25 protein-coding genes and 1 tRNA gene are annotated in these 23,159 nt (G+C 73.8%); 15 read left to right on the plus strand and 11 right to left on the minus strand.

All coding sequences use genetic code 11. The annotated features are described in order from the left end of the window. The first annotated feature begins 38 nt into the window (after positions 1-38). Positions 39-1,334: a glycosyltransferase 87 family protein gene (locus tag HA073_RS02425; protein WP_166455596.1), complete on the plus strand. Its 1,296-nt coding sequence runs from the start codon at positions 39-41 to the stop codon at positions 1,332-1,334. 100 nt (positions 1,335-1,434) lie between these two features. On the opposite strand, the gene HA073_RS02430 is transcribed toward HA073_RS02425, so the two are convergent. The 3 genes from HA073_RS02430 to HA073_RS02440 form a co-directional block, all read right to left on the minus strand. Beyond that, the gene (locus HA073_RS02430) at positions 1,435-2,283 is read right to left on the minus strand and encodes a hypothetical protein (RefSeq protein WP_166455597.1); all 849 of its coding nucleotides are present in this window, start codon (positions 2,281-2,283) and stop codon (positions 1,435-1,437) included. Between the two features lie 140 nt (positions 2,284-2,423). Next, the gene (locus tag HA073_RS02435; protein ID WP_043326141.1) at positions 2,424-3,158 is read right to left on the minus strand and encodes a YcnI family protein; all 735 of its coding nucleotides are present in this window, start codon (positions 3,156-3,158) and stop codon (positions 2,424-2,426) included. Between the two features lie 16 nt (positions 3,159-3,174). Beyond that, positions 3,175-4,842, minus strand: a complete 1,668-nt coding sequence (locus tag HA073_RS02440) for a copper resistance CopC/CopD family protein (protein WP_043330589.1) — start codon at positions 4,840-4,842, stop codon at positions 3,175-3,177. Positions 4,843-5,064: 222 nt separating this feature from the next. Between HA073_RS02440 and HA073_RS02445 the strand changes: the two genes are divergently transcribed. Genes HA073_RS02445 through HA073_RS02460 form a run of 4 tightly spaced genes read left to right on the plus strand, consistent with a single transcriptional unit; the run spans position 5,065 to position 8,004 of the window. Further along, positions 5,065-5,652, plus strand: coding sequence for a sigma-70 family RNA polymerase sigma factor (locus tag HA073_RS02445; RefSeq protein ID WP_064446940.1), 588 nt, complete (start codon positions 5,065-5,067; stop codon positions 5,650-5,652). A 30-nt stretch (positions 5,653-5,682) separates the two neighbouring features. Then, positions 5,683-6,207, plus strand: a complete 525-nt coding sequence (locus HA073_RS02450; protein WP_166455598.1) for a MauE/DoxX family redox-associated membrane protein — start codon at positions 5,683-5,685, stop codon at positions 6,205-6,207. Next, complete coding sequence (locus HA073_RS02455; protein WP_043326145.1) at positions 6,200-6,916, plus strand: thioredoxin domain-containing protein; 717 nt, start codon at positions 6,200-6,202, stop codon at positions 6,914-6,916. Before HA073_RS02450 ends, HA073_RS02455 begins: the two co-directional genes overlap by 8 nt. Next, positions 6,913-8,004 carry a hypothetical protein gene (locus tag HA073_RS02460; RefSeq protein ID WP_309227977.1) on the plus strand — a complete coding sequence of 364 codons (1,092 nt, stop codon included), beginning with the start codon at positions 6,913-6,915 and terminating at the stop codon, positions 8,002-8,004. Before HA073_RS02455 ends, HA073_RS02460 begins: the two co-directional genes overlap by 4 nt. A 217-nt stretch (positions 8,005-8,221) precedes the next feature. Here the strand turns inward: HA073_RS02460 and HA073_RS02465 are convergent, their stop codons facing one another. Genes HA073_RS02465 through HA073_RS02480 form a run of 4 tightly spaced genes read right to left on the minus strand, consistent with a single transcriptional unit; the run spans position 8,222 to position 10,906 of the window. Continuing rightward, positions 8,222-8,983 (minus strand): energy-coupling factor ABC transporter ATP-binding protein, encoded by a 762-nt coding sequence (locus HA073_RS02465; RefSeq protein ID WP_064446939.1) that lies wholly within the window; start codon positions 8,981-8,983, stop codon positions 8,222-8,224. After that, positions 8,980-9,750, minus strand: a complete 771-nt coding sequence (gene cbiQ, locus HA073_RS02470; protein WP_043326150.1) for a cobalt ECF transporter T component CbiQ — start codon at positions 9,748-9,750, stop codon at positions 8,980-8,982. The genes HA073_RS02465 and cbiQ overlap by 4 nt, the downstream gene beginning before the upstream one ends. Before the next feature lie 2 nt (positions 9,751-9,752). Next, a complete protein-coding gene (locus HA073_RS02475) occupies positions 9,753-10,190 on the minus strand; it encodes a PDGLE domain-containing protein (RefSeq protein WP_166455599.1) in 438 nt (145 codons plus the stop codon). Further along, positions 10,187-10,906, minus strand: a complete 720-nt coding sequence (locus HA073_RS02480) for an energy-coupling factor ABC transporter permease (RefSeq protein WP_043326154.1) — start codon at positions 10,904-10,906, stop codon at positions 10,187-10,189. The genes HA073_RS02475 and HA073_RS02480 overlap by 4 nt, the downstream gene beginning before the upstream one ends. A 123-nt stretch (positions 10,907-11,029) precedes the next feature. Here HA073_RS02480 and bcp point away from each other — a divergent pair, with 123 nt between their 5' ends. The 3 genes from bcp (at position 11,030) to HA073_RS02495 (ending at position 12,296) form a co-directional block, all read left to right on the plus strand. After that, positions 11,030-11,500 (plus strand): thioredoxin-dependent thiol peroxidase, encoded by a 471-nt coding sequence (gene bcp / locus HA073_RS02485; RefSeq protein WP_043326156.1) that lies wholly within the window; start codon positions 11,030-11,032, stop codon positions 11,498-11,500. A gap of 108 nt (positions 11,501-11,608) precedes the next feature. Continuing rightward, positions 11,609-11,684, plus strand: a tRNA-Leu gene (locus HA073_RS02490). 84 nt (positions 11,685-11,768) lie between these two features. Further along, a complete protein-coding gene (locus HA073_RS02495) occupies positions 11,769-12,296 on the plus strand; it encodes a GNAT family N-acetyltransferase (protein WP_064446937.1) in 528 nt (175 codons plus the stop codon). A 117-nt stretch (positions 12,297-12,413) separates the two neighbouring features. Here HA073_RS02495 and HA073_RS30995 read toward each other — a convergent pair whose 3' ends face one another. Beyond that, the gene (locus HA073_RS30995) at positions 12,414-13,400 is read right to left on the minus strand and encodes an expansin EXLX1 family cellulose-binding protein (RefSeq protein ID WP_166455600.1); all 987 of its coding nucleotides are present in this window, start codon (positions 13,398-13,400) and stop codon (positions 12,414-12,416) included. A gap of 71 nt (positions 13,401-13,471) precedes the next feature. Beyond that, a complete protein-coding gene (locus HA073_RS02505; protein WP_043326160.1) occupies positions 13,472-13,771 on the minus strand; it encodes a hypothetical protein in 300 nt (99 codons plus the stop codon). 165 nt (positions 13,772-13,936) lie between these two features. Here HA073_RS02505 and HA073_RS02510 point away from each other — a divergent pair, with 165 nt between their 5' ends. Both HA073_RS02510 and HA073_RS02515 read left to right on the plus strand, forming a co-directional pair. After that, the gene (locus tag HA073_RS02510; protein ID WP_043326162.1) at positions 13,937-15,004 is read left to right on the plus strand and encodes an LCP family protein; all 1,068 of its coding nucleotides are present in this window, start codon (positions 13,937-13,939) and stop codon (positions 15,002-15,004) included. A gap of 109 nt (positions 15,005-15,113) precedes the next feature. Continuing rightward, a complete protein-coding gene (locus HA073_RS02515; RefSeq protein WP_043326163.1) occupies positions 15,114-16,556 on the plus strand; it encodes a sugar transferase in 1,443 nt (480 codons plus the stop codon). Here HA073_RS02515 and rfbD read toward each other — a convergent pair. After that, positions 16,525-17,403: a dTDP-4-dehydrorhamnose reductase gene (gene rfbD / locus HA073_RS02520; protein WP_069087513.1), complete on the minus strand. Its 879-nt coding sequence runs from the start codon at positions 17,401-17,403 to the stop codon at positions 16,525-16,527. The two genes, HA073_RS02515 and rfbD, sit on opposite strands and share 32 nt — an antisense overlap. Next, complete coding sequence (rfbB, locus tag HA073_RS02525; RefSeq protein ID WP_064446935.1) at positions 17,400-18,401, minus strand: dTDP-glucose 4,6-dehydratase; 1,002 nt, start codon at positions 18,399-18,401, stop codon at positions 17,400-17,402. Before rfbB ends, rfbD begins: the two co-directional genes overlap by 4 nt. 86 nt (positions 18,402-18,487) lie before the next feature. Between rfbB and rfbA the strand changes: the two genes are divergently transcribed. From rfbA to HA073_RS02550, 5 genes are read left to right on the plus strand one after another with little or no spacing between them, the layout of a single operon-like run. After that, entirely contained in the window at positions 18,488-19,369 is an 882-nt protein-coding gene (gene rfbA / locus HA073_RS02530; RefSeq protein ID WP_043326169.1) for a glucose-1-phosphate thymidylyltransferase RfbA, read from the plus strand. Then, a complete protein-coding gene (locus tag HA073_RS02535) occupies positions 19,366-19,968 on the plus strand; it encodes a dTDP-4-dehydrorhamnose 3,5-epimerase family protein (protein WP_043326171.1) in 603 nt (200 codons plus the stop codon). Before rfbA ends, HA073_RS02535 begins: the two co-directional genes overlap by 4 nt. Continuing rightward, positions 19,965-21,233 carry a hypothetical protein gene (locus HA073_RS02540; RefSeq protein WP_274477528.1) on the plus strand — a complete coding sequence of 423 codons (1,269 nt, stop codon included), beginning with the start codon at positions 19,965-19,967 and terminating at the stop codon, positions 21,231-21,233. The genes HA073_RS02535 and HA073_RS02540 overlap by 4 nt, the downstream gene beginning before the upstream one ends. Position 21,234: 1 nt before the next feature. Next, complete coding sequence (locus HA073_RS02545) at positions 21,235-22,086, plus strand: glycosyltransferase (protein ID WP_166455601.1); 852 nt, start codon at positions 21,235-21,237, stop codon at positions 22,084-22,086. Further along, a complete protein-coding gene (locus HA073_RS02550; protein WP_064446932.1) occupies positions 22,083-23,159 on the plus strand; it encodes a glycosyltransferase family 4 protein in 1,077 nt (358 codons plus the stop codon). The genes HA073_RS02545 and HA073_RS02550 overlap by 4 nt, the downstream gene beginning before the upstream one ends.

Here is a 23,159-nt window from a genome sequence, read left to right on the forward strand (position 1 = left end):
CGGCACGGTGGCCGACGTGGACCGCTAGGGTTTCCTGCGTGCCAGCCGAACCCGCCGCCCCACCCGCCGTCGCCCGCGGCGACGTGGGCGCGCGTACGGTCCGGCGGGTCGTAACGGTGCTGGCGCTGGTCGCGATCCTGCCGGCGCTCTACCTGCCCAACCTGCGCCACGACTACTACGACCAGAAGATCTACATGTCGGCGATGGACTGGTGGGCGGCCGGGCATCCGCTCTACGACTACGTCCAGCCGGACCGGGTGCAGGGCGCGCTCTACTTCACCTATCCGCCGTTCGCGGCGCTGCTGCTGCTGCCGTTCGGCTATCTGCGGCTCGGCGTCGCGGTCGCCACGTTCGTGGTGCTGACAGTGGCCGCCGTGGTGGTGACGACCCGCTGGCTGGTGCTGCCGGTGCTGCGGCGGCACGACCTGCCGCGCGGGTTCGGGCTGACGGTCGCCGTGCTGCTGGTGCTGGCGGTGGAGAGCACCCGGGAGACGCTCACGCTCGGGCAGATCAACATGCTGCTGGTGGTGCTGATCCTGGCCGACCTGCTGTTCGCCGTACCCCAGGGGCGACGCTGGGCCGGCGTGGGCGTGGGACTGGCCGCGGCGCTCAAGCTCTTCCCCGGCATCTTCGTCCTCTACCTGCTGGTCGCCCGCAAGTGGCGGGCGGCGGCGGTGGCGGCGGCGACCGCGGCGGCGGCCACGTTGCTGGCGGCGGCGGTCGCGCCCGGTGACTCGTGGCGGTTCTGGACCCACGAGCTGTGGGCCACCGACCGGGTGGGCCGCACCGACTACACCGGCAACCAGTCGCTGTTCGGGCTGCTCAGCCGCCTGTCCGCGTCGGCCGAGGCGGACCGGCTGCTGTGGCTGCTGCTCGCGCTGGCGGTGGCCGCGTTCGGCCTGTGGCGCGCGGCGCGGGCGGCGCGCGCCGGGGACGCGCTGGTGGGGCTCACAGTGACCGGCCTGGTGGGCGGCCTGGTCAGCCCGATCACCTGGATCCACCACCTCTACTGGTTCATCCCCGCCGTGGTGGTGCTCGTCGACGCGGCGCTGGATGCCGATCCGGCGACGCCGGCCGGGGCGCGCCGCCGGGGCGGGCTGTTCGCGCTGGCCGCCGTGGTCGGCCTGCCGATCGTGTACGGCCTGGTGACGTTCCAGGACTGGGGCACCGCCATCGTGCACACGGACGATCCGGTCGACTTCGTCGTGCGCAACGTGTACGTGCTGCTCAGCCTGCTGTTGCTGGTGGCGCTCCCGATCCGCCACCACCGGGACGAACCTCAGATAACACGGACTGAACGGACACACCTCGCAACAAACGGCGATCAGCGCTAATCTGGTCTCAACTACCTCAGATTTCTCCCAGGTAGCACCGATCCCCCGGTGAGGACGGCCCTCCGCGTCGGCAGCGCGGAGGGCCGTTCGGTTCTTCCGGTCAGTCCTGGTCGTCCGGGCACCGGCCGGGCGGCGGGGCGATCGCCGCGCGGGTCCGCCCGTGGGCGCCCGAGCCCACCGCCACCAGATGCCGTTCGGGCCGCGACGCCGGACCCGGCTGCCGGCCCAGCCCGCTCAGCGAGGTGACGCCGAGGCGCCCGGCCAGCACCGGCACCTGGTCCGGCTCGACCACGAAGACCACCTCACGCGGCCGCAGCGGCCGCAGCAGCACCACGGCGAGGACCACCAGCAGCGTCCCGCCGGTCAGCAGCGCCCACGCCAGCCCGGGGAACCAGCCGGCCCGCAGCTCGCCCCGCATCCGCAGGTCGAGCCCGTCGGCGCCGTCCACGCGCATCACGACCAGGCTCAGCGACCGGCCACCCAGCTCGGCCGGGCTCCACTCCAGCGAGCCGATGCCCTCGCGTACCCAGAAGGGCTGGGCCAGCGGCACGGCGACGCCGTCGCCGGCGGTGGCCGGGTCGAGATCGACCGGAAGCGGGCCCCGGGTGACGGCGACGCGGCGCACGGTGCTGTGCGGGACGTCGGCCAGCCACCGCCGCACCTCGTCGGCCGGGGCGAGGCCGAGGAAGACCGGGCCGTGGTCGTCCCGCGCGGTGAGGTGCAGCCGGGCCTGCCCGGTGCGCGCCACCGGCAGGTCGGTGCGCAGCAGCGCGTCCACGTCGGTCACCAGCACCACGCGGGCGGGCGTGCGGACCGGCTCGAACCGGGCGCCGAAACCGCCGTCCGGGTCGGCATGCCCGGCCGCGAGCCAGAGGCCGGCGCCGGCCAGCAGGGCCGGAACCCCCAGCGCCAGCAGCACCATGCCGGCGATCGTGCGTGCGAAACGCATTCGCGTCGTCCCTCTCGGTAGCCAACTACCCGCCAGACCTTACCGACGCGGGTCGGCCGATCGCCGGATATCGGCGGCACCCGGCCGGGACGGCGACCGGCCCGGCGGATCGTTCCGCCGGGCCGGTGCGTCGCTCGCGTTCAGGACTTCGCCGCGGGCTCCCGCCGGGTACGCGCGAACGCCAGACCGCCGAGGACCAGGCCGGCCAGTCCGGCGACCAGACCGGCCACCCCGAGGGCGGTCGCCGCGCCGGAGCCGGCGTCGTCGTCATCGTCGTCGGCCGCCGCGGCGGCCGGCGCGCTCGCGCCCGGCGAGGCGGGCGCGTTCTCGGCGGCGGCCAGCTTGAGCACCGGCGCCGGGTTCTCCGGCTCCTCCGCGCCCGGCGTCGGCTCCTCGATCCACCGGGAGACGTTGCCGTCGGAGTACGTCTGGAGCACCTTGAACACCATCGTGTCGACCTGCGGCAGCGGGCCCATCGACACCGGGAACTCCTGGAACTCGCCCGGCTTCACGCCGCCGTTCGGCGCCGCGGTGAAGGTGAGCTTCGACACCGCCTCGGTGAGCTGGCTGCCGTGCACCTCGATCGGCGGGTCGACCTTGCGCTTCTCCACCGCCACCGTCCAGCCCGGCACCGGCATCGTGGACACCGAACCGACGGGTGCGTTCTCCGGCAGGTTCACCTCGACCTTGACCGTCGACGCCGTGTCGCTCTCATTCGGCACCCGGAAGGCGAACCGGCCGTAGCCGCCCTGCTTGCCCTCGGCCGGGTTGATCGTGACGTGCGCCGAGGCCGGCCCGGCCAGGCCGAGCACGGTCGTGGCGACGGCGGTCAGGGTCAGCGCGGCGACGGTCGCGGAGCGCCGGAGACGGATCATCAGTGGGACCTTCCCGTTACTTGATCGGCACGGTGGCGGTCACCGTGGCCTGGTCGATGTCGGACGTGCGGACGGTGATGCGCAACTGCCAGTCACCACGGGCCGGCAGGTTGACCTCCCCGGTGGCGTGGTTGTCGCTCAACGGCAGCAGCGGAACCGTGATCGGCTCGATCCCGGCCGACGGCAGGGCGGCGGTCACCTTCCACTCCTGCACCGGCTGCGGCCGGTTGTCCGGGGTGTAGGCGTACAGGTGCATCGAGTTGTTGCCGGTCTCGGCCGGGTCCAGCTCGACCTGCAGCGAGTAGATCGGGCTGCTCAGCGTGGTGGAGAAGTAGCCGGGCGAGGCGCCCGGCGCGTCCGCGACGGCGGTCCGCGCCGGTGTGGTCTGCACGAGCGTCGCCGACACGCCCAGCACCACCGCCGTGATCACCAGCTCGGCCACCACCGCCCGCCGCATCGAGCCCGGCCGTCCGGCGGCGACGCGCCGCCGCACCAGCGCCCGGGAGTACGCGGCCACGCCGATCACCAGCGCGAACAGCGCGATCTTGGCGAGCAGCAGCTGCCCGTACGTGGTGTCGATCAGGGCCTGGAGGCTGGCCACCTCGATCAGCCCCTGCACGGTGCCGGCCAGCAGCAGCGCGGCCACCGCGAGCGCCGCCCAGCGGGACCAGATCGGCAGGATCGCGTCCAGCTCGCGCTCGTCGGCCCGGCGCAGCAGGAACACCGCGAGCATCACCAGGCCGCCGAGCCAGACCGCCATGGCGCCCAGGTGCACCGCGTCCACCACCACCGACACGGCCGGGGCCGGCGAGGCCGCCGCGTGCCCGGCGAGCGGCCAGGTGAACAGCGCGGCGCCGCCGAGAACGGCGAGGATGATCCCGTCGGTGCGGCCGACCGGGCCGGCGAACAGCGGCCGGAGCAGGAACGCCGCCGCGGCGAGCAGGCCCAGCCGGACCAGGTGGGTCGTGCCGTACGCGCTGCCGAGCACGTCGCCGAGCCCGGAGCCGGTCACGTCGAACAGGCCGCCGCCGTTGACGTAGGGCACCTGGAGCCAGATCTCGGCCAGCGTCGCCACCGCCAGCACGCCCAGCCCGGTCCAGGCCAGCCGGGCCGGGCCGCGGCGGGACAGCCGGCGCGGCCAGAGCGCGGCCAGCACCAGCGCCGGGCCGACGAGCAGCAGCAACCCGGCGTAGCCGGCGTACTTCGCCACCTTCACCGCGGTCTCGGTCACCGGGTTCGCCCGGTTGTCGGTGCCGCTGTCCGTCGGCGGCTCGGACGGCGCGCCGACGGAGTAGGTGAAGGCGCCGGAGACCGGGTGACTGTCCGCCGAGATGACCCGGTAACTCACCAGATAGGTGCCGCGCCCCGCGCCGGGGTCCACCGGGATGGTGACCTCGGCGCCCTGGAACGTCGGCTCGCCCCGGTCGGCCCGCGAGCCGTCGGGGGCGATCACGCGGACCTTCCCGGGCACCTTGCGGACGCTCTCGCTGAAGGTGATCACCACCTGCGCGGGCGCGTCGGGCACCACGGCGGAGGCGGCCGGGCTGCTGCTCACCAGCACCGCGTGGGCGCTGGCCGGGGTGGCCGGGACGAGCAGCAGGGCGACCAGCAGGAGCAGCAGCCCGGCGACGGCCCCGGATCGGGCGGCGACGGCCCGGGACGGGCGGCGTACGGCAGCAGTCATGACCGCCATGGTTCCCGAACCGGAGCCGATCCGGCGAGCCGGTCCCGGGCGGGCGTGACCGAGCGCCCACCCGGCGCGGCGGCGCGCGCCACGCCGGGCCTGCTCGGAGGTCATGGGAGGGTAGTCGGACGGCGGCGGGAAAAAGTTCCCGGCGTGTGCGGGACCACGGAATGGGCCGAAGGACCCTGTCCCCTCCAGGTACGCCGCGTAACCTCGGGTGACGTGATCCCCGGCTCGCGTGACACCGCCGACGACCGCCCCGAGGCGGCCGCCGAGGCTGTCCGGGACACGGCCACCGGCTGGGCGCTCGCCGCCCGCGACGGGGACCGCGACGCGCAGGCCGCCCTCGTCCGGGCCACCCAGGCCGAGGTGTGGCGCTTCGCCGCCGCGCTCGTCGACCCGGACAGCGCGGACGACCTGACCCAGGAGACGTACCTGCGGGCGTTCCGGGCGCTGCCCGGCTTCGAGGGGCGCTCCAGCGTGCGTACCTGGTTGCTCGGCATCGCCCGCCGGGCCTGCGCCGACCACCTGCGCACGGTGGTACGCCGCCGGCGGCTCGACGCGCGGCTCGCCGCCCAGGCCGCCACCGACCGCCCCTACCCGGACCCGGCCGGTCAGCTCGGCGCCACCGACCTGGTCCGCCGGCTACCGGCCGAGCGGCGCTCCGCGTTCGTGCTCACCCAGTTGCTCGGCCTGTCCTACGCCGAGGCCGCCGACGTGGAGGGGGTGCCGGTGGGCACCATCCGCTCCCGGGTGGCCCGCGCCCGGGACGAACTGGTCGGCGCCGTCGGCGACACGATGACCGGATAGCGGGAACCTTTCGTGACGCTCGGACGACGAATGACTGTGACCCCCTCCCCCTCCCCGGCCGGCCGCTGGCAGAGCCTGCGCCCCTGGCTCGGCGTCGCCGCCCGCCTCGGACTGGCCGCCGTCTGGCTGATCGCCGGCGGCACCAAGGTCGGCGATCTCGCCGCCTCCGGCCGGGCCGTCAACGCCTACCAGGTGATGCCGTACGAGCTGGCCACCGTGATCGGCGCGGCGCTGCCCTTCGTCGAGCTGGCCCTGGGTCTGCTGCTTCTCGCCGGGCTGGCCACCCGGGTCAGCGCCGGGATCTCGGCGGTGCTGCTCGTGGTCTTCATCGCCGGCATCGCCTCGGCCTGGGCGCGCGGCCTGGCCATCGACTGCGGGTGCTTCGGCAGCGGCGGCCAGCTCGCCGCCGGCGAGACACCCAGTTACCTCCCGGAGATCCTCCGGGACCTGGGGTTCCTGGCGCTCGCCGGGTTCCTGCTGATCTGGCCCCGCTCGCCGTTCTCGGTGGACGGCTGGCTGGCCGGCGACGACACCGTGGAGGACACTGATGAGTAGCCGCAAGGGCCGCAGGGACGCGGCGCGGGTGGTACGCGAGCAGATCGCCCGGGAGAAGCGCCGCAAGCGCACGCTCTGGACCACGATCGCCGCCGTGCTGGTGCTGGTCATCGCCGGTGGCATCGGCTGGGCCGTCTACTCCAGCCAGAAGTCGGACGACTTCACCGCGCCGCCCGGCGCGAACGACGCCGGCACCGGCATCGTCCAGGGCACCGGGCCGGTCACCATCGACCTGTACGAGGACTACCTCTGCCCGGCCTGCAAGCAGTTCCAGCAGATCAACGGCGAGACGCTCAACCAGCTCGTCACCGAGGGCAAGGCCAAGCTGGTGTTCCACCCGGTCGCCTTCCTCAACCGCTTCTCCACCACCGAGTACTCCACCCGCTCCTCGGCCGCCTCCGGCTGCGCCGCGCAGGGCGGCAAGTTCCGCGAGTTCACCGACCAGCTCTTCGCCAAGCAGCCGCCGGAGGGCGGCGCCGGGCTCAGCAACGACGAGCTGGTCGACATCGGCGCGGGCGTCGGGCTGAACCGGGACGAGTTCGCGTCCTGCGTCTCCGACGGCACGTACCGGTCGTGGACCGAGCACGTCACCGACGAGGCGAGCAAGGCCGGCGTGACCGGGACCCCGACCATCAAGATCAACGGAAGTGAGCTGCGGGACCGCAGCCCCGAGGGGATCAGGGCAGCGGTGGAGGCGGCCGGGAAGTGATCCCCGCACCCCTGCGCCGGGCCGCGCTGGTGTTCACCGGCGCGGCCGTCGCCCTACTCACGTTCGCCGCGCCGGCCGCCGCGCACGGCGCGGACGCGCCCGACGGCACCGACTACCGCGCCACGATCACCGGCGTCGAGCCCGACCGCCCCGGGCTCACCGCCCGCATGGTGGAGGCCGGCGCACGGCTGGAGCTGACGAACGACACCGGCCCCGACGTCACGGTGATGGGCTACTCCGGCGAGCCGTACCTGCGCGTCGGCCCGGACGGCGTGTACGAGAACGTCCACTCCCCCGCCACGTACCTGAACCGGACGCTGGCCGGCGAGACCCGGCTGCCGGCCGAGGCGAACCCGGCCGCCGCGCCGGACTGGCGGCGGATCGACGACGGGCCCACCGCCCGCTGGCACGACCAGCGCACGCTGTGGCGGGAGGACGCGCCGCCGGCCGCCGTCGCCGCCGCCCCGGAGCGGGAACACCGGGTACGCGACTGGACGGTGCCGCTGCGCGCCGGTGACACCACCGGAGCCGTACGCGGCACACTGGACTGGGTGCCGCCGCCCGACCCGTACCCCTGGTGGGTGGCCACCACGCTCGGCTTCCTGGTGATCGGCGCGGCCGGGCTCGCGCCGGGCGGCACGACCGCCGGGGTACGCGCGCTACGCGGAGTGGGCGCACTGCTCGCCCTGGGCGGCGCGGCGACAGTGGCGCTCACCGTCGCCCGGGCGTTCGACACCGGCACCCCGGGCCTCGGCGGAATGCTCGCCGAACTGTTCACCGGGCAGGTGTGGACGCTGCTCACCGGCCTCGGCGCGCTCGCCGCGGGCGGGTACGCGCTGGCCCGCCGCCCGGCCGCCGACTTCGTGCTGGCGCTGGCCGGCGCATGCCTGACGGTGTTCGCCGGGGTGACGAACCTCGCCGCGCTGTCCCGCGCGATCCCCCCGGCCGCCGGCCCGCCGGTCCTGGTGCGGGTGCTGGTGGTGGTCGGCCTGGCGACGGGAGCCGGCGCGGTCGCGGCGGGCCTGTTGCGCCTGCGCACCGCAGCAAGAGCAGCCCGCCCCACCCCCCACCCAACCCCCACGCCCTGACCATCTGCGAGCGCCGGGCAGCCCGAGTGGAACACCACGGGTGTCAAACCCCCCTCGACACACCCATCACGTTCCACTCCCGCCGCACTCACCCCCCCCGGGCGGCGCGATCTTGCAGTTGCCGCCCCGGGCGCGCGGCTTTTGCCCGGAATGCCCGGGAGGAAAGTGCAAGATCGCGGCGGAGGGGGACGGGCGGGAGGGAGGGGCTAGGGCGGGGTCAGGACGGGCGGGGGGCGAAGCCGTAGGGGAGTTCCAGGCGGTGGGCCGTCAGCAGCGCCTCGTCGGACAGGAGGTCCGCGGTCGGGGCGTCGGCGACGATGCGGCCGCCGTCCAGGATCACCGAGCGGGGGCACAGCTCGGCCGCGTACGGCAGGTCGTGCGTGACCATGAGCAGCGTCACCGGCAGGGCGCGCAGGATCTCCGCCAGCTCCCGGCGGGCGGCCGGGTCGAGGTTCGACGACGGCTCGTCCAGCACCAGGATCTCCGGGCGCATGGCCAGCACAGTGGCCACCGCCACCCGGCGTCGCTGCCCGAACGACAGGTGGTGCGGGGCGCGGTCCCGGTGCTCGCTCATCCCGACCGCCGCGAGCGCCTCGTCGACCCGGGCGGCCAGCTCGGCGCCGCGCAGGCCCAGGTTGGCCGGGCCGAACGCCACGTCCTCGGCGACCGTGGGCAGGAACAGCTGGTCGTCCGGGTCCTGGAAGACGATGCCGACGCGGCGGCGTACCTCGGCCAGCGTGTCCCGGTCCCGGGTGACGGTGAGGCCGCCGACGCTCACCGTGCCCTCGGTCGGGGTGAGGATGCCGTTGAGGTGCAGCACGAGCGTGGTCTTGCCGGCGCCGTTTGGTCCGAGCAGCGCCACCCGATCGCCGCGCGGCACGGTCAGGTCCACGCCGTGCAGGGCGACGTGACCGTCCGGGTACGCGTACCGGACGCCGCTGACGTCGAGGGAGGGCGGCTGCTGCACGTACCCGATCATTGCAGGACGAGCGCGACGGCGGCGATGGTGGCCGCGATCGCCGGCACCGTCGCGGCGACCGCCCACTGGCCGGCGGTGGCCGCGCCGGCCCCCTGCCACACCGCCGGCATCCGGCCGGTGTAGCCCCGGGAGAGCATCGCCAGGTAGACCCGCTCGCCGCGCTCGAACGCGCGCAGGAACAGCGCGCCGACCCCGGCCGCGAAGCCGCGCAGCTGCCACAGGAACCGCGGGTCGTCGCCGCGCGACACCCGCGCCACCCGCATCCGGCGGGCCTCGCCGACCAGCACCTCCAGGTAGCGCAGCATGAACGTGGCGATCTGGGTGAGGATCTGCGGGCACCGCAGCCGGTCCAGGCCGAGCAGCAGGTCCCGCGTCGTCGTGGTCGCCGCCAGCAGAAGCGACGCGAGTACGCCGAGCGTGCCCTTGGCGAGGATGTTGAACGCGCCGTGCAGCCCGTCCACGGACAGGGCGAGCCCCGCCACCTCGACCCGCTCCCCCGCCCCGAGGAACGGCAGCGCGAACGCGAACAGCACGAACGGCAGCTCGATCAGCGCCCGGCTGAGCAGCCAGCGCGGGCCGACCCGGGCCAGCGCGGCCACCACGGCGACCAGGAGCGCGTACCCGCCGAAGGCCCAGTACGCCTCCCGGGGCGTGGCCACCACCGCGACGGTGAACAGCACCATCGCGGCGATCTTCACCTCCGGCGGGAGGCGGTGCACCGGCGAGCCGGACTCGCGGTAGAGGACGTGCGCGTGCCCGGCGCCCATGGTCAGCGGCTGCCGGTGGACGGGGTCGCTGCGTCGTCCGCCGGGTCGGCGCTCGCGGTGTCCGGGGCGGGCGTGGCGGGGCCGGCGGACGTGGCGGGCGTGGCGGGGCCGCGGCGGCGGGCCAGCCAGAACAGGCCGGCGCCGAACGCGAAGGTGAGCAGCACGCCGAGCACGCCGGACAGGCCGGTGGAGACGAAGTCGTTGCCGATTCCGCGTACGCCGTAGTCGGCCAGCGGGCTGTCCGCCAGCTCGTGGTCCTTCGCCTCCTGGGCCGGGCAGCTGCCGCCGGTGATCTCGTCGTCGGCGTTCACCGTGCAGCCCTTGAGCAGCGAAGAGTCGAGCCCGTCCGGGTGCGAGGAGGCGTAGTTGCTGACCACGCCCGCCAGCAGCAGCGCCACCAGCAGGCCGCCGAGAAGGAACGGCCACTGACGCTTGCTCATCGGGCACCTCCGGCGACCGGGACGGCGGGAGCCGGCGTGACCGGCTTGAGGGCGCGCAGCGCGTACACCAGGTCGGGCCGGACCTTCGCCACGGTGACCACGGTGGTCGCGGTGATCAGGCCCTCGCCGATGCCGATCAGCAGGTGGGCGAAGGCCATGGTGCCGGCCAGGCCGGTCAGGTTGCCGCCGAGGTCGGTGGTGCCGCCCAGCCAGTACTGCAGGACGAAGCCCTGGGACGCGACCACCACGCTGACCAGCGCGGAGACGAACGCGGTCACCGCCAGGCCGGCCGGGGTACGCGGCAGCACACGCAGCAGGAGCGCGATCAGCAGGTACGCGGCGGCGGTGCCGAGCAGCGCCATGTTGGTGATGTTGAGGCCGAGCATCGCCACGCCGCCGTCGCCGAAGACCAGCGCCTGCACGATGAGCACCACGGCCACGCAGAGCGCGCCGACCCAGGGGCCGACGAGCATCGCCGCGAGCGCGCCCCCGAGCAGGTGGCCGCTGACCCCGGCGGTGAAGATCGGGAAGTTGAGCATCTGCACGGCGAAGATGAACGCCGCCACCAGCCCGGCCATCGGGGCCAGCCGGTCGTCGAGGTCGGCTCGGCCCCGCATCACGCAGAACGCGAGCGCGGCGAGGGCGAGAGCCGCGAAGATCGCGGCGACCGGACCGTTGATGATCCCGTTGGAGATGTGCATCGCCAGGGTGTCCACGCGCTCAGCGTATTTCCAGGAAGGCACTGTTGCCAATATCTGGCAACAACCTCATGATGGCCGTCACCGTGTCCGCGCGTCGCCGTCCGCCGAGCGCACCGGCCCGGCGGTATCGTCACCGCCATGACCGACCGCCTCAAGCCCGGCGACCCCGCCCCCGAATTCACCCTTCCCACCGACGACGGCGGGACACTCTCCCTGGCCGACCTGCGCGGCCGCAAGGTCATCCTGTACGCGTACCCGGCCGCCATGACGCCCGGCTGCACCAAGCAGGCATGTGACTTCCGGGACTCCCTCGCCTCCCTGCAGGCCGCCGGCTACGAGGTGGTGGGCATCTCGCCGGACAAGCCGGCCAAGCTGGCAAAGTTCCGCGAGCGCGACGCGATCACGTTCCCGCTGGTCTCCGACGCGGACAAGGCGGTGCTGACCGCGTACGGCGCGTTCGGCGAGAAGCAGATGTACGGCCGCACGGTCACCGGCGTGATCCGCTCGACGTTCGTCGTGGACGAGGACGGCAAGATCGAGCAGGCGTTCTACAACGTGCGGGCCACCGGCCACGTCGCCAAGCTGCGCCGGGATCTCGGGCTCGACTGAGGTCGGCGCGCGGTGCGGCTCGTGGCGGCCGCGCCGCAGTGGTGACCCCGAATGTGGTCTACGATCCGGAGGCTGTGACACCGGTCCGCGGGCGGTGGTCACGATGAAGGGGCCGTAGCCCAACGGCAGAGGCATGCGGTTTAGGTCCGCACCAGTGCGGGTTCGAATCCCGCCGGCCCTACCAGTCGCCGGTGCCACGCGCACCGGCGACTGTCGGGAAGGTCACGAACGCGGGTCCGCACCGCGTCGCCACGAGCAGGATTACGGCGTGGACCTGCGTTTCTCCCTCGACCCCGACCTGACCCCCGAGCTGCGCGAACAGATCATCGCGCTCTGGGTGGACGTGACTAACGCCGGCGGCGCCGTCGGCTTCGTCGCCCCCGTGACCGCCGACGAGGTACGCCCGCTCGCCACCTCCACGCTCGACGAGGTCGCGGACGGGCCGGACCGGCTGCTCGTCGGCCACGAGGGCGAGAAGCTGGTCGCGGTGCTGGTCATCGCCGACAACCGGTTCCACCTCAAGACGCACTGGCGGGTGCTCAAGCGCGTCATGGTGCACCCCGACACGCAGGGGCGCGGCCACGGCGCGGCGCTGATGCGCGAGGCCGAGCGGATCGCCCGAGGGCTGGGCCTGGCGGCGCTGCACGTGACGGTCCGCGACGGGCTGGGGCTGGACCGCTTCTACAAGCGCCTCGGCTACCGCGAGATCGGCCGCCTCCCCGCCGCGCTGCGCCTGTCCGCCACCGACGCCCGCGACGAGATCCTCATGTGGCTGGACCTCCCCACCCCAACCTGACCCCTCGCCCCGCCCCCCGCCGCGCTGATCTTGCACTCATGGCCCCGGCAGATCGGGCATTCACGACACGCGCGGGTCCCCAAGTGCAAGATCAGCGAGGGCGGGGGCGGGGGCGGGCTAGGCGCAGCTTGTGGGGGTGGGTGGGGTGGCGGCTGCCTGCACCAGGGGGGCCGCGGGGGTGGACGCGGTGGGGGTGGATGCGGTCGGGGTCGGGGTGGACGGGGGCGGGGAGGTGGGGCGGGGCTTCTTCGGGGTGGGCGTGGTGGCGGCGGGCTTCGCGCCGTACATCCGGACCGCGCTGCGCTGCACCTGGCCCGGGAGCATCCGGACGCCGGTGGCGGTCGCGCGGTTGCCGTACACGTCGGTGACCCGGATCGTGTACGGGCCGGGGCCGGCGCCGGAATCGATCAGCCAGTAGTTGTAGTCCTGCCGCTGGGCCGCCCGCCACGATCCGTTCTGCCGGACCTCGACCGAGCGCAGCGGGTTGCCGTGGTCACCGACCAGGACGGCGAACCACCACTGCGACGAGCCCTCCTTCATGCGGAAGGTGAGCGGCCCGGGCAGCGGCGGGTTCACCACGGCCCGGTAGCTGACCTTCACCACGCCCTGCACCGGGTCGGCGATCCGGCCGAACGCTTCCGCGGACAGGTCGAGGTGGCCGGGGGCGCACTCCGGGCACTGGTCCATGACGAGCACCCGGACCGTGCCGCGCGGACCGGTGACGTCGAGGAACCCGCCGCAGGAGGCGCCGGCCGCGTACTCGCCCGGGCCGAGCGCGACGTACATCCGGTTGGCCGGGGCGGCGGGGCGGGAGCAGTTGCCGCCGGCGCCCGCGGAGTCGTAGAAGGTGGCCTTGCCGCTGCGGGTCGTCCCACCGACGGGCGGAGCGGCGCCGAGTGGACCCGCCGCCAGGACCGGGACGCCGGCGGGTGGAGGCGGGGCCGCGCAGGCGGGGGCGGCGCCGCCGCGTACCGCGAGGGCGACAGCGACCGCCGCCGCGACGGTGACCAGACCGGCGGCGGCGAGCCGGCGACGGCGCGTGGCCGCACGGCTGGCGGGCGCGTGGTCGTCGGTCGGCGGGTGGGGTACGGTGCCGTCGGTCACGCCGGTCGATGCTGCCGGACCGGCGTGCCGCCGGACAAGCGAGCTAAGCGAAAGCTAAACCGGCGCGGCGGCTAGTACGGCCGGACCGCGCGGGCGGTGGCGACGATGCCGGCCAGCTCGTCGGCGAGGTCGGGGCGTCCGCGCAGCGAGTCCTCCAGGCGGACGCGCCACACTCCGGTCTCGACCGGGATCCGTTCGTCGCCGGACCAACGGACCCGGTCGCGGGTCTCGTCGAGGGCCGCCCATGTGGCGGGGCCGAGCAGGTCGCCGAGTACACGGTAGAGCCAGCGGAACAGTTCCTCGTCGTGGATCGACGCGCCGATGACGCGGGCCGCGTCCCACGCCACCCGGGGCTGGTGGATAACCTGCATCTCGACTCCTCGGTCGACCTGGCTGCCTCACCATCATCGATCCGTGACGCTCCTCACGGCAAGGCCCGGCACGCCGGTCGTGCGGCTCGCCGACCGGTGCCGAGGCCCACCGCCTGCCGTCCGAGGGTCCCCCCGCGGCGCAGCGCGAATCAGTAGCATCGCAGCATGTCAGATCGCCATCAGCTCGCCGATTCCGACGCCCGCTCCGGGGTCTCCGATGTGGAGGCGGGCGAGCCGGTGCGGGAGAAGGCGCCGCGCCGTCGCCGGGGCCGCCGGATCGCCCTGATCGTGCTGCTCGTGATGGTGCTGCTCGCCGGCGGGGGCGCGCTGGCCGGCGGCCTGTACTACCGCTCCGTCGACAAGTCGATCGAACGGGTCGACGCCTTCGAGGGCGTACCGGAGGAGTCGCGCCCGCAGGTCGAGGTCAAGGGCGCCATGAACATCATGATCCTGGGCAGCGACTCCCGCGACCCGGAGAGCACCGGCGGTTCGCGCAGCGACACGATCATCCTGGCCCACCTGCCGAAGGACCGGTCGAGCGCCCAGCTCATCTCGATCCCGCGGGACACCTGGACGGCCGTCCCGAAGTCGAAGGAGGGTCGCGGCGGTCGCGACGCGAAGATCAATGCCGCGTACGCCTGGGGCGGTGTGCCGCTGATGGTGCAGACGGTGGAGAAGTTCAGCGGCGTACGGGTGGACAACGTGGCGATGGTGGACTTCGCCGGCTTCAAGGAGATCATCGACGCGCTGGGCGGTGTCGAGATCGACGTGGAGAAGGGGTTCACCACGAACTACTCGCTGATCGGCACGCGGACGTTCAAGAAGGGCCGCCAGACCATGGACGGCGCCGCCGCGCTCGACTACGCGCGGGAACGGCACGCCTTCCCCGACGGCGACTTCGCCCGCATCCGGCACCAGCAGCAGGTGATCAAGGCCATTCTGGACAAGGCCGCCTCGGGCGGGGTGATGACCAACCCGGCGAAGCTCAACTCGTTCGTCCGCGCCACGTCGAACTCGGTGGCCGTCGACAAATCACTGTCTCTGGTGGACCTCGCGATGGAGATGCGTGGCCTGCGCAGCGGCAATCTGACGTTCTTCACCTGCCCGGTGAAGGGGACCGGCCGGGTCGGCAGCGAGAGCGTCGTGTTCCCGGATCCGGCGCGCGCGAAGACGCTGTTCGACGCGGTCCGCCGCGACTCGGTCCCGGAGATTCTCGCCGTCAGCGGAAAGTAGGACGTCGATCTGCCATGCCGGTGGTGGCGGCGCGGCGGGGCCGCTCGTATCCTGCGATCGTCGTCGGTCTCCGCATCCGGGCCGGCGGCGTCACGGGGGAGGATCGACAATGCCACGCCTTCCGGCGTTCGAGCATCCGGCCGCGCCGTCGAACGATCCGCCGATGAACAGCGGCCTGGACACGACAACGGTCCTGCCCTACGCCGGGTCGCGGGCGTCGACGCGTACCCGATGGGTGCGCGCGTGGATGGTGACCGCGCCCATCGACGTGGCGGCGCTGCTTGCGCCGCTGCTGCTGACCCAGAACTACTGGCGCGGCACGCTGGCCAACGCGGCCCTGACGGTGGGCTTCTTCGCGGCGGGCGGACTGTACCGGCCGCGCCGGCACATCAGCATCCTGGACGAGCTGCCGAGCCTCGGCGGGCGGCTGCTGGCCTCCGGCGCGGTGGTGGCGATCATCGCGGCGCTGCGGCACGACTCGGTGCCGCACGTGAGCGGCTTCGTCCAGGGCGTCGCGTTCTCCGCCGGCCTGGTGATCGTCGGGCGCGCGCTGAACAGCCGGCTCGTCCTGCTGGCCCGTAAGCGCCGGTGGGTGGAGCGCAACACCATCGTCATCGGCGGCGGTCCGATCGGCGGGGAGCTGGCCCGGCTGCTGCGCCGCCACCCGCAGTACGGGCTGCGGTTCGTCGGCGCGGTGGACGCCCCGTCGAGGCCCCGCATGGGGGCGTTGCCGCTGATCGGCACGATCGACGACCTGGAGAAGCTCACCGACATGCTGGAGTGCGAGGTCCTGGTCATCGCCGACCCGGACTGCTCCGAGTCGGAGCTGATGGAGTCGCTGCTGCGTCCGGCCAGCTCGCGGTGTGACCTGTGGGCGGTGCCCCGGCTGTGGGGCTCGCGGTCGCAGGGCGGCTACCCCGACCACATCGGCGCCATTCCGATCGTCAAGATCGGCGACACCACGCTCACCGGCCCCCGGTGGCGGCTCAAGCGGGCCTCGGACGTGGTCTTCGCGGTGACCGCGCTGGTGGTGCTGAGCCCGCTGCTGCTGCTCTGCGCCCTCGCCACGTTCCTCGACGGCGGCCGGGGCGTGTTCTTCCGGCAGGAGCGCATCGGCCGGTTCGGCAAGCCGTTCCACGTCATCAAGTTCCGGTCGATGCGCCCGGAGGACGAGCACGAGTCGCAGACGACCTGGTCCATCGCCCACGATCAGCGGGTCGGCCCGATCGGGCGGTTCATGCGGCGCACCTCGCTGGACGAGCTGCCGCAACTGTGGAACATCCTGCGCGGTGAGATGAGCGTGGTGGGGCCCCGCCCGGAGCGGCCGTACTTCGTGGAGAAGTTCTCGGTGGAGTACCCGACCTACGCGATGCGGCACCGCGTACCGGTCGGGCTCACCGGGCTGGCGCAGGTCAGCGGCCTGCGCGGGGACACGCCGATCTCGGACCGGGCGCGGTTCGACAACTACTACGTCGAGAACTGGTCGCTCTGGCTCGACATCAAGATCGTGCTGCGTACCGTCAGCGAGGTGTTCCGGGGCGGTGGAGGCTGAGCGCCTCGGCCAGGTCGGCGTACCAGTCCCCCGGCGGCGGCAGCTTCGCCGCGGCCCACCGGCCGTGCGCGAGCACGCTGTAGCGGGGACGCCGCGCCGGGCGCGGGAAACTGTCGCTGGTGGTGGGCCGGATCCGGTCCGGGTCCAGGCCGCGCAGGGCGAACACGGCGCGGGCCAGGCCGTACCAGGTGGTCTCGCCGGCGGCGGTGCCGTGGTACGTCCCGGGCGCCGCGTCGCCGGCCAGCGCCGCGTCGGCGAGCGCCACGAGCCGCTCCGCGAGACGGTACGACCAGCTGGGCTGCCCGCGTTGGTCGTCCACCACGTCGAGCCGGTCGCGTTCGGCGGCCAGCCGCAGCATCGTGGTGACGAAGTTGCGGCCGTGGGTGGCGTAGAGCCAGGCGGTACGCACCACGTACCCGGTCTCGGGCAGCAGCCGGGCCACCGCAAGCTCCCCGGCGAGCTTGCCGCGCCCGTACGCGTTGACCGGGCCGGTCGGGGCGTCCTCCGGGTACGGCTCGACCGCGTCCCCGGCGAACACGTAGTCGGTGGAGACGTGCACCAGGCGCGCGCCGGACCCGGCGCAGGCGTGGGCCAGGTGGGCGACCGCGTCGCCGTTGACAGCCGTGGCGTCCGCCTCGCGGGTCTCCGCGCCGTCCACGTCGGTCCACGCTGCGGCGTTGAGCACCACGTCGTGCCCGCTCACCGCGTCCCGGACGGCGTGGGCGTCGGTGACGTCGAGGCCGGCGCGGGTGGCGGCGGTGACCGACAGGTCCGGCCGGGTCCGCAGCACGGCGAGCAGGTCCCGCCCCAGCATGCCGCCCGCGCCGGTGACGAGCACCCGGGTCACCGGTGGCCGGCCGTCTTCAGCGGTTCCCACCAGGCCCGGTTGTCCCGGTACCAGCGCACGGTCTCGGCCAGCCCCCGGTCGAGGTCGATGGTCGGGGCGTACCCCAGCTCGTCGCTGATCTTGCTGATGTCCAGCGAGTAGCGGCGGTCGTGGCCCTTGCGGTCGGTGACCGGGACGACCCGGTCCCAGCCGGCGTCGCAGGCGGCCAGGAGCCGCTCGGTGAGCTGCCTGTTGGTCAGCTCGGTGCCGCCGCCGATGTGGTAGACCTCGCCGGCCCGCCCCTTCTCCTGGACCATCGCCACGCCCCGGCAGTGGTCGTGCACGTGCAGCCAGTCCCGCACGTTGCCGCCGTCGCCGTAGAGCGGCACGGTGCCGCCGTCGAGCAGGTTCGTCACGAACAGCGGGACGACCTTCTCCGGGTACTGGTACGGCCCGTAGTTGTTGGAGCAGCGCGTCACCACCACGTCCAGGCCGTGGGTGCGGTGGTAGGCCAGCGCCAGCAGGTCGGACCCGGCCTTCGAGGCGGAGTACGGCGAGTTCGGTGACAGCGGCCAGTCCTCCGTCCAGGAGCCGGAGTCGATCGAGCCGTACACCTCGTCGGTGGAGACGTGCACGAACCGGCCGGCGCCGTGACGCAGCGCGGCGTCCAGCAGCGTCTGGGTGCCGAGCACGTTCGTGGTGACGAACGGCGCCGCGCCGGTGATCGAGCGGTCCACGTGCGACTCGGCGGCGAAGTGGACGATCACGTCGTGGCCGGGCACCACCTCGTCGACGAGCGCCGCGTCGCAGATGTCGCCGTGCACGAAGCGCAGGCGCGGGTCGTCGCGTACCGGGGCCAGGTTCGCCAGGTTGCCGGAGTAGGTGAGCTTGTCCAGCACGGTGAGCGCCGTGGGCGCCGTCGCGGGCACCCCGGCCGCGTCGCCGCCGGGCACGCCCAGCAGCATCCGCACGTACTCCGACCCGATGAAGCCGGCGCCGCCGGTGACGAGGATCCTCACGGGTGGAGGAGTCTACGCCGTACCCGCAGCGCAGGCGGGACGTCGACGGGCCACGGTGGTGACGGCGTCACGGGTAGTCTCCGCGAGTGCGTGGAATCCTTCTCGCCGGCGGCACCGGGTCCCGGTTGTGGCCGATCACCCGGGCCGTCTCCAAGCAGCTGATGCCGGTGTTCGACAAGCCGATGGTCTACTACCCGCTCTCCACTCTGGTGATGGCCGGCGTGCGGGAGATCCTGGTGGTGACCACTCCGGAGGACCGCGCCCAGTTCGAGCGGCTGCTCGGCGACGGCAGCCAGTGGGGGCTGCGGCTGGCGTACGCCGAACAGCCCCGTCCGGAGGGCATCGCGCAGGCGCTGGTGCTCGGCGCGGACTTCATCGGCGACGAGTCGGTGGCGCTGATCCTCGGCGACAACATCTTCCACGGCGTCGGGCTCGGCCGGCAGCTCGCCCAGCACGGCGAACCGGCGGGCGGCCGGGTCTTCGCGTACCCGGTGGCGAACCCGCAGGCGTACGGCGTGGTCGAGTTCGACGCCGACGGCCGGGTGCTCTCGATCGAGGAGAAGCCGGCCCGTCCCCGGTCCCGGTACGCGGTGCCCGGCCTCTACTTCTACGACAACCGGGCGGTCGACATCGCCCGCAAGCTGACGCCGAGCGCGCGCGGCGAGCTGGAGATCACGGCGGTCAACGAGACGTACCGGGCGTGGGGCGAGCTGACCGTGACGGTCCTCGACCGGGGCACGGCGTGGCTGGACACCGGCACGTTCACCTCGATGATGCAGGCCGCGGAGTTCGTCCGGGTGATCGAGGAGCGCCAGGGCATGAAGATCGGCTGCGTCGAGGAGGTGGTCTGGCGGTCCGGGCTGATCGACGACGAGCGGCTGCGCGTGCTCGCCCATCCGCTGACCCGCAGCGGCTACGGCGAATACCTGCTGGGCCTGCTGGCCGAGCGGAGCGGGACCGAAGGATGAAGATCCGGCCGCTGAGTATCGAGGGGGCGTGGGAGATCACGCCCCGGCAGCACGGCGACTCCCGCGGGTTGTTCATGGAGTGGTACCGGTTCGACCGGCTCGCCGAGGTGGTCGGGCGTCCGCTGCGGCTCGCCCAGGGCAACCTGTCCGTCTCCGCGCGGGGCGTGGTCCGCGGCATCCACTTCGCCGACGTCCCGCCCGGCCAGGCCAAGTACGTGACCTGCGTACGCGGGGCCGTGGTCGACCTGGTGGTGGACATCCGGGTGGGCTCGCCGACGTTCGGCCGGTGGGAGGCGGTGCGGCTGGACGACGTCGACCGGCGAGCCGTCTATCTCAGCGAGGGCCTGGGGCACGGTTTCTGCGCGCTGACCGACGACGCCACACTCAGCTATCTCTGCTCCACCACCTACAACCCGGGCGCCGAGCACACGGTGCACCCTCTCGACCCGGACCTGGCGATCGACTGGCCGGCCGAGGCGCCGGTGCTGTCGGCCCGCGACGCCGCCGCGCCGAGCCTGGCCCACGCGCGTACGGCCGGGCTCCTGCCCGACTACCGCCGTACCCGCACCTGTGCCGCACCGTTCGGGGGCGACGAGTGACAGGCGGTTCGCTGGTCGACGCCGCGCAGTCCTCGTCGGACCCCGGCACGACGCCTCCGTCCGGGCACCGGGCGGCCGGTCTGCTGCGGCGGCTCGTCGCGCCCGAGCGCCTCTATCTCGGCGCGCTGGGACTGACCGGCCTGGCGGCGGTCATGTCGGTGGCGCTGCCCGCGGCGGAGCGCGGCGAACTGTCGGCAAACATGGTGAGCGCGACGCTCGGCGCGGCCGTCGGCGGGCTGTCGCTCGACACCTTCCTCATCTCGCGTCCGGCCGGCTGGGTGCAGTCCCGGGGACGGACGTACGTGATCGCGATCCTCGGCGTCGCCGTACTCCTCTCCGGTGTCGCCGCCGCGCTGCTCACCGCGGCGGCGGGCGTCGGCGCCTATCTGGTCGGCGTCGGGTCCGCGGTGGGTCTGACCGTGTTCAACACGGTCTCGTCGCTCGCCCTGCGGCAGCGCAGCTTCCGGCTGGTCTACGCGATGCGCGCGGCGAGCGGCGCGGTCCTGGTCGCCGGGTACGCCGCCCTCTACGCCGCCGGCCGGCTCGACGGCGGCGTGTGGAGCATGGTGTGGCTCGCGGTGCAGTGGCTCAGCGCCTTCGCCGTGTGCGGCCTGGTCCTGGTCCGGCTGCGGCGGGCCGGGGCGGCCCCGGCGCCCACCTCGACCGGCGCGGACCTCCGGGCCGACCTGCTCGCGGCCGGGAGCCTGCACCTGGGCATCTTCGCGCAGATGATGACGCTGCGGTTCAACCAGGTCCTGGTGGCCCGGTTCGCCGGGGCCGGTCCGCTCGGCGTCTACGCGCTGGCGGTCGCGGCCCTGGAGTTCGCGCAGGCCGGCGCCGTGGTGCGGGCACAGCGCATCCTCGCCGACCGGGACGGCGGGAACGGCCCGGACCCGACGCGGGCGGTGGTGACGGCGGCCCTGCCGATCGCCCTGGCCGCGATCGTCGGGCTCGGCGTGCTGGGCTTCCTGGCGCCGGAGTACCGGCACGCCTGGCTCCTCGGGCTGCTGCTCCTGCCGGGCTCGCTGGCCACGGCGGCCGGAAAGAGCTGGAGCGCCCTGCTGCTGAAGCGGCGGGGTGAGAGGGCGACCACTGTGGTCGCCGTGGTCACGTCGGCGGTCGCGGTTCCGGCATACCTCGGCGTCATCCCGTGGGCCGGTGTGGTCGGGGCGGCGGTCGCCTCCTCGCTCGCCTACGCCGTACACGCGTTCGCGTCGAGAGCGAGCCTGCGCCGGGCGCAGCCGCCGAATCCTGGGATGGTGTGAGATGGACGTCTCGATCGTGGTTCTCGCCTGGGAGGACTTCCACCGCACCCGCGACTGCGTGCTGTCCCTGCCCGCCGAGGCCGAGATCGTCGTGGTGGACAACGGCAGCTCGGCGGAGATCCGCGAGGCGCTGAGCGGGTTCTGCGCCCAGCAGGGCGTCACCTACGTCCAGTCCGGCTCGAACCTGGGGTACGCCCGCGGCATGAACCTCGGCGTACGGCACACCAGCAGGGCGCACGTCATCCTCTCCAACAACGACATCGTCGTGCACGGTGACGCGGTGGCCCGGCTGCTGACAGCTCTGGAGGACCCGGAGGTGGGCGCCGCCTTCCCCGCTGTGGTGACGCCGGAGGGCGTGCCGCAGACCGAGGGCGGCCGGTTCCTGACCATGGGGGTCGGGCTGGGCCACGCCACCGGGCTGAGCCTCGTGGTGCCGCGCCTGCGGATCGTCGCGCCCCCGGAGCAGGCGGACTGGCTGACCGGGCCGTTCGTCGCGTTGCGGCGCAGCACCTTCGACGCCATCGGCGGAGTCGACGAGACGTCGTTCTTCTACTCCGAGGACATGCGGCTGTGCTGGGCGGTACGCCGGCAGGGCAAACGGCTGGCGTACGTCGCCGACGCCGTGATCATGCACGAGGACGACGCGACGGCCAAGCGGCGCTGGTCGGCGGAGGAGATCTCCGAGCGGCGTACCCGGGAGTTCATCCGGGCCAGCCGGGACCTGGGCGGCCGCCGTGGTCGCGTGGCGGCCACCGCGTACGTCTGCGGCATCCTGCTGCGGGCGGCGGTGGGCCGCGACTCCGTGCGCCGCGCGATAGCGCGCGGGGCCGTCGCGGGGCTGCGTGCGTCGTGAAGGTGCTCTTCGTCTGCACGACGGGTGGCTCCGGGCGGCGGCAGCTGGGCGGCGCGGAACGGATGCTCGCCGAGCTGGTGCCGGCGCACGCCCGTACCGGTGTCGACGTGGTGGCCGCCACCTCCGACGACGAGGTGGGCCGGTCGCTGCGCGAGGCCGGGGTGCCGTGGGTCGGGCTGGGCGCGACCAGCCGGATCGACCTCGGTTACGCGCGTCAGATCCGCCGTCTCGTCCGCGAGGTGAAGCCGGACGTGGTCTGCGCCCACCTGCTGTCCGCCGCGATGCACGCGCGGGCCGCGCTCAGCCTGGACCGCACCCCGCTCGTGGTCACCCTGCACAACAGCCTCTGGCAGTACCGGGACACCGCCGGGTCGTGGCAGCAGAAGGCCGCCACCCAGTCCAACATCGCGCTGGACCTGGCGATGCGCCGCCTCCGGCCGCACGCGACGGTGGCGGTGTCCGAGTTCGAGGCCACCGAGCTGCGTGAGCGGGGCCGCGTCCGGAACGTCCACCTGATCCCCAACCCGCTGCCGGCCGACTGGCCCGCCCCGAAACCCGCCGACGCGCCGGCGTCCGGCCGGCGTCCAGTGGTCGGCTACCTGGGCCGGCTGGAACGGGAGAAGGGCGCGGACCTGCTGGCCGAGACCGCCGCGCACCTGCCGGAGATGGACGTCCGGGTCGCCGGGGCCGGCTCGCTGCCGATCGCGGCCCGGCCGAACCTGGAACTCGTCGGCCGGGTCGTCGCGGCGGACTTCCTCCGCGGGATCGACTGCCTCCTGGTGCCGTCGCGGGTCGAGTCGTTCGGGCTCAGCGCGTTGGAGGCGCTGTCCCTGGGCGTACCGGTGGTGCACACCGGGGCCGGCGGGCTGGCCGAGGTCACCCGGCACGCCACCGGCACGCTCGCCGTCCGGGCCGACCCCAGCCCCGCCGCGCTGGCCGGCGCCGTCCGCCGGGCGCTGGCCCAGGCCGGGCCCGCCGAGGAGCGGCGGGGCGTGGCCGAGTGGTACGCCCAGGAGTACGCCTTCGACCGGTGCGTGACGCGCTGGCAGAGCCTGTACCGGTCGCTGCGGTGA

Origin of the sequence: Micromonospora sp. CMU55-4 (genome assembly GCF_011602315.1) — a bacterium.
In the GTDB taxonomy this organism is placed as follows: Bacteria; Actinomycetota; Actinomycetes; order Mycobacteriales; family Micromonosporaceae; genus Micromonospora; species Micromonospora chalcea.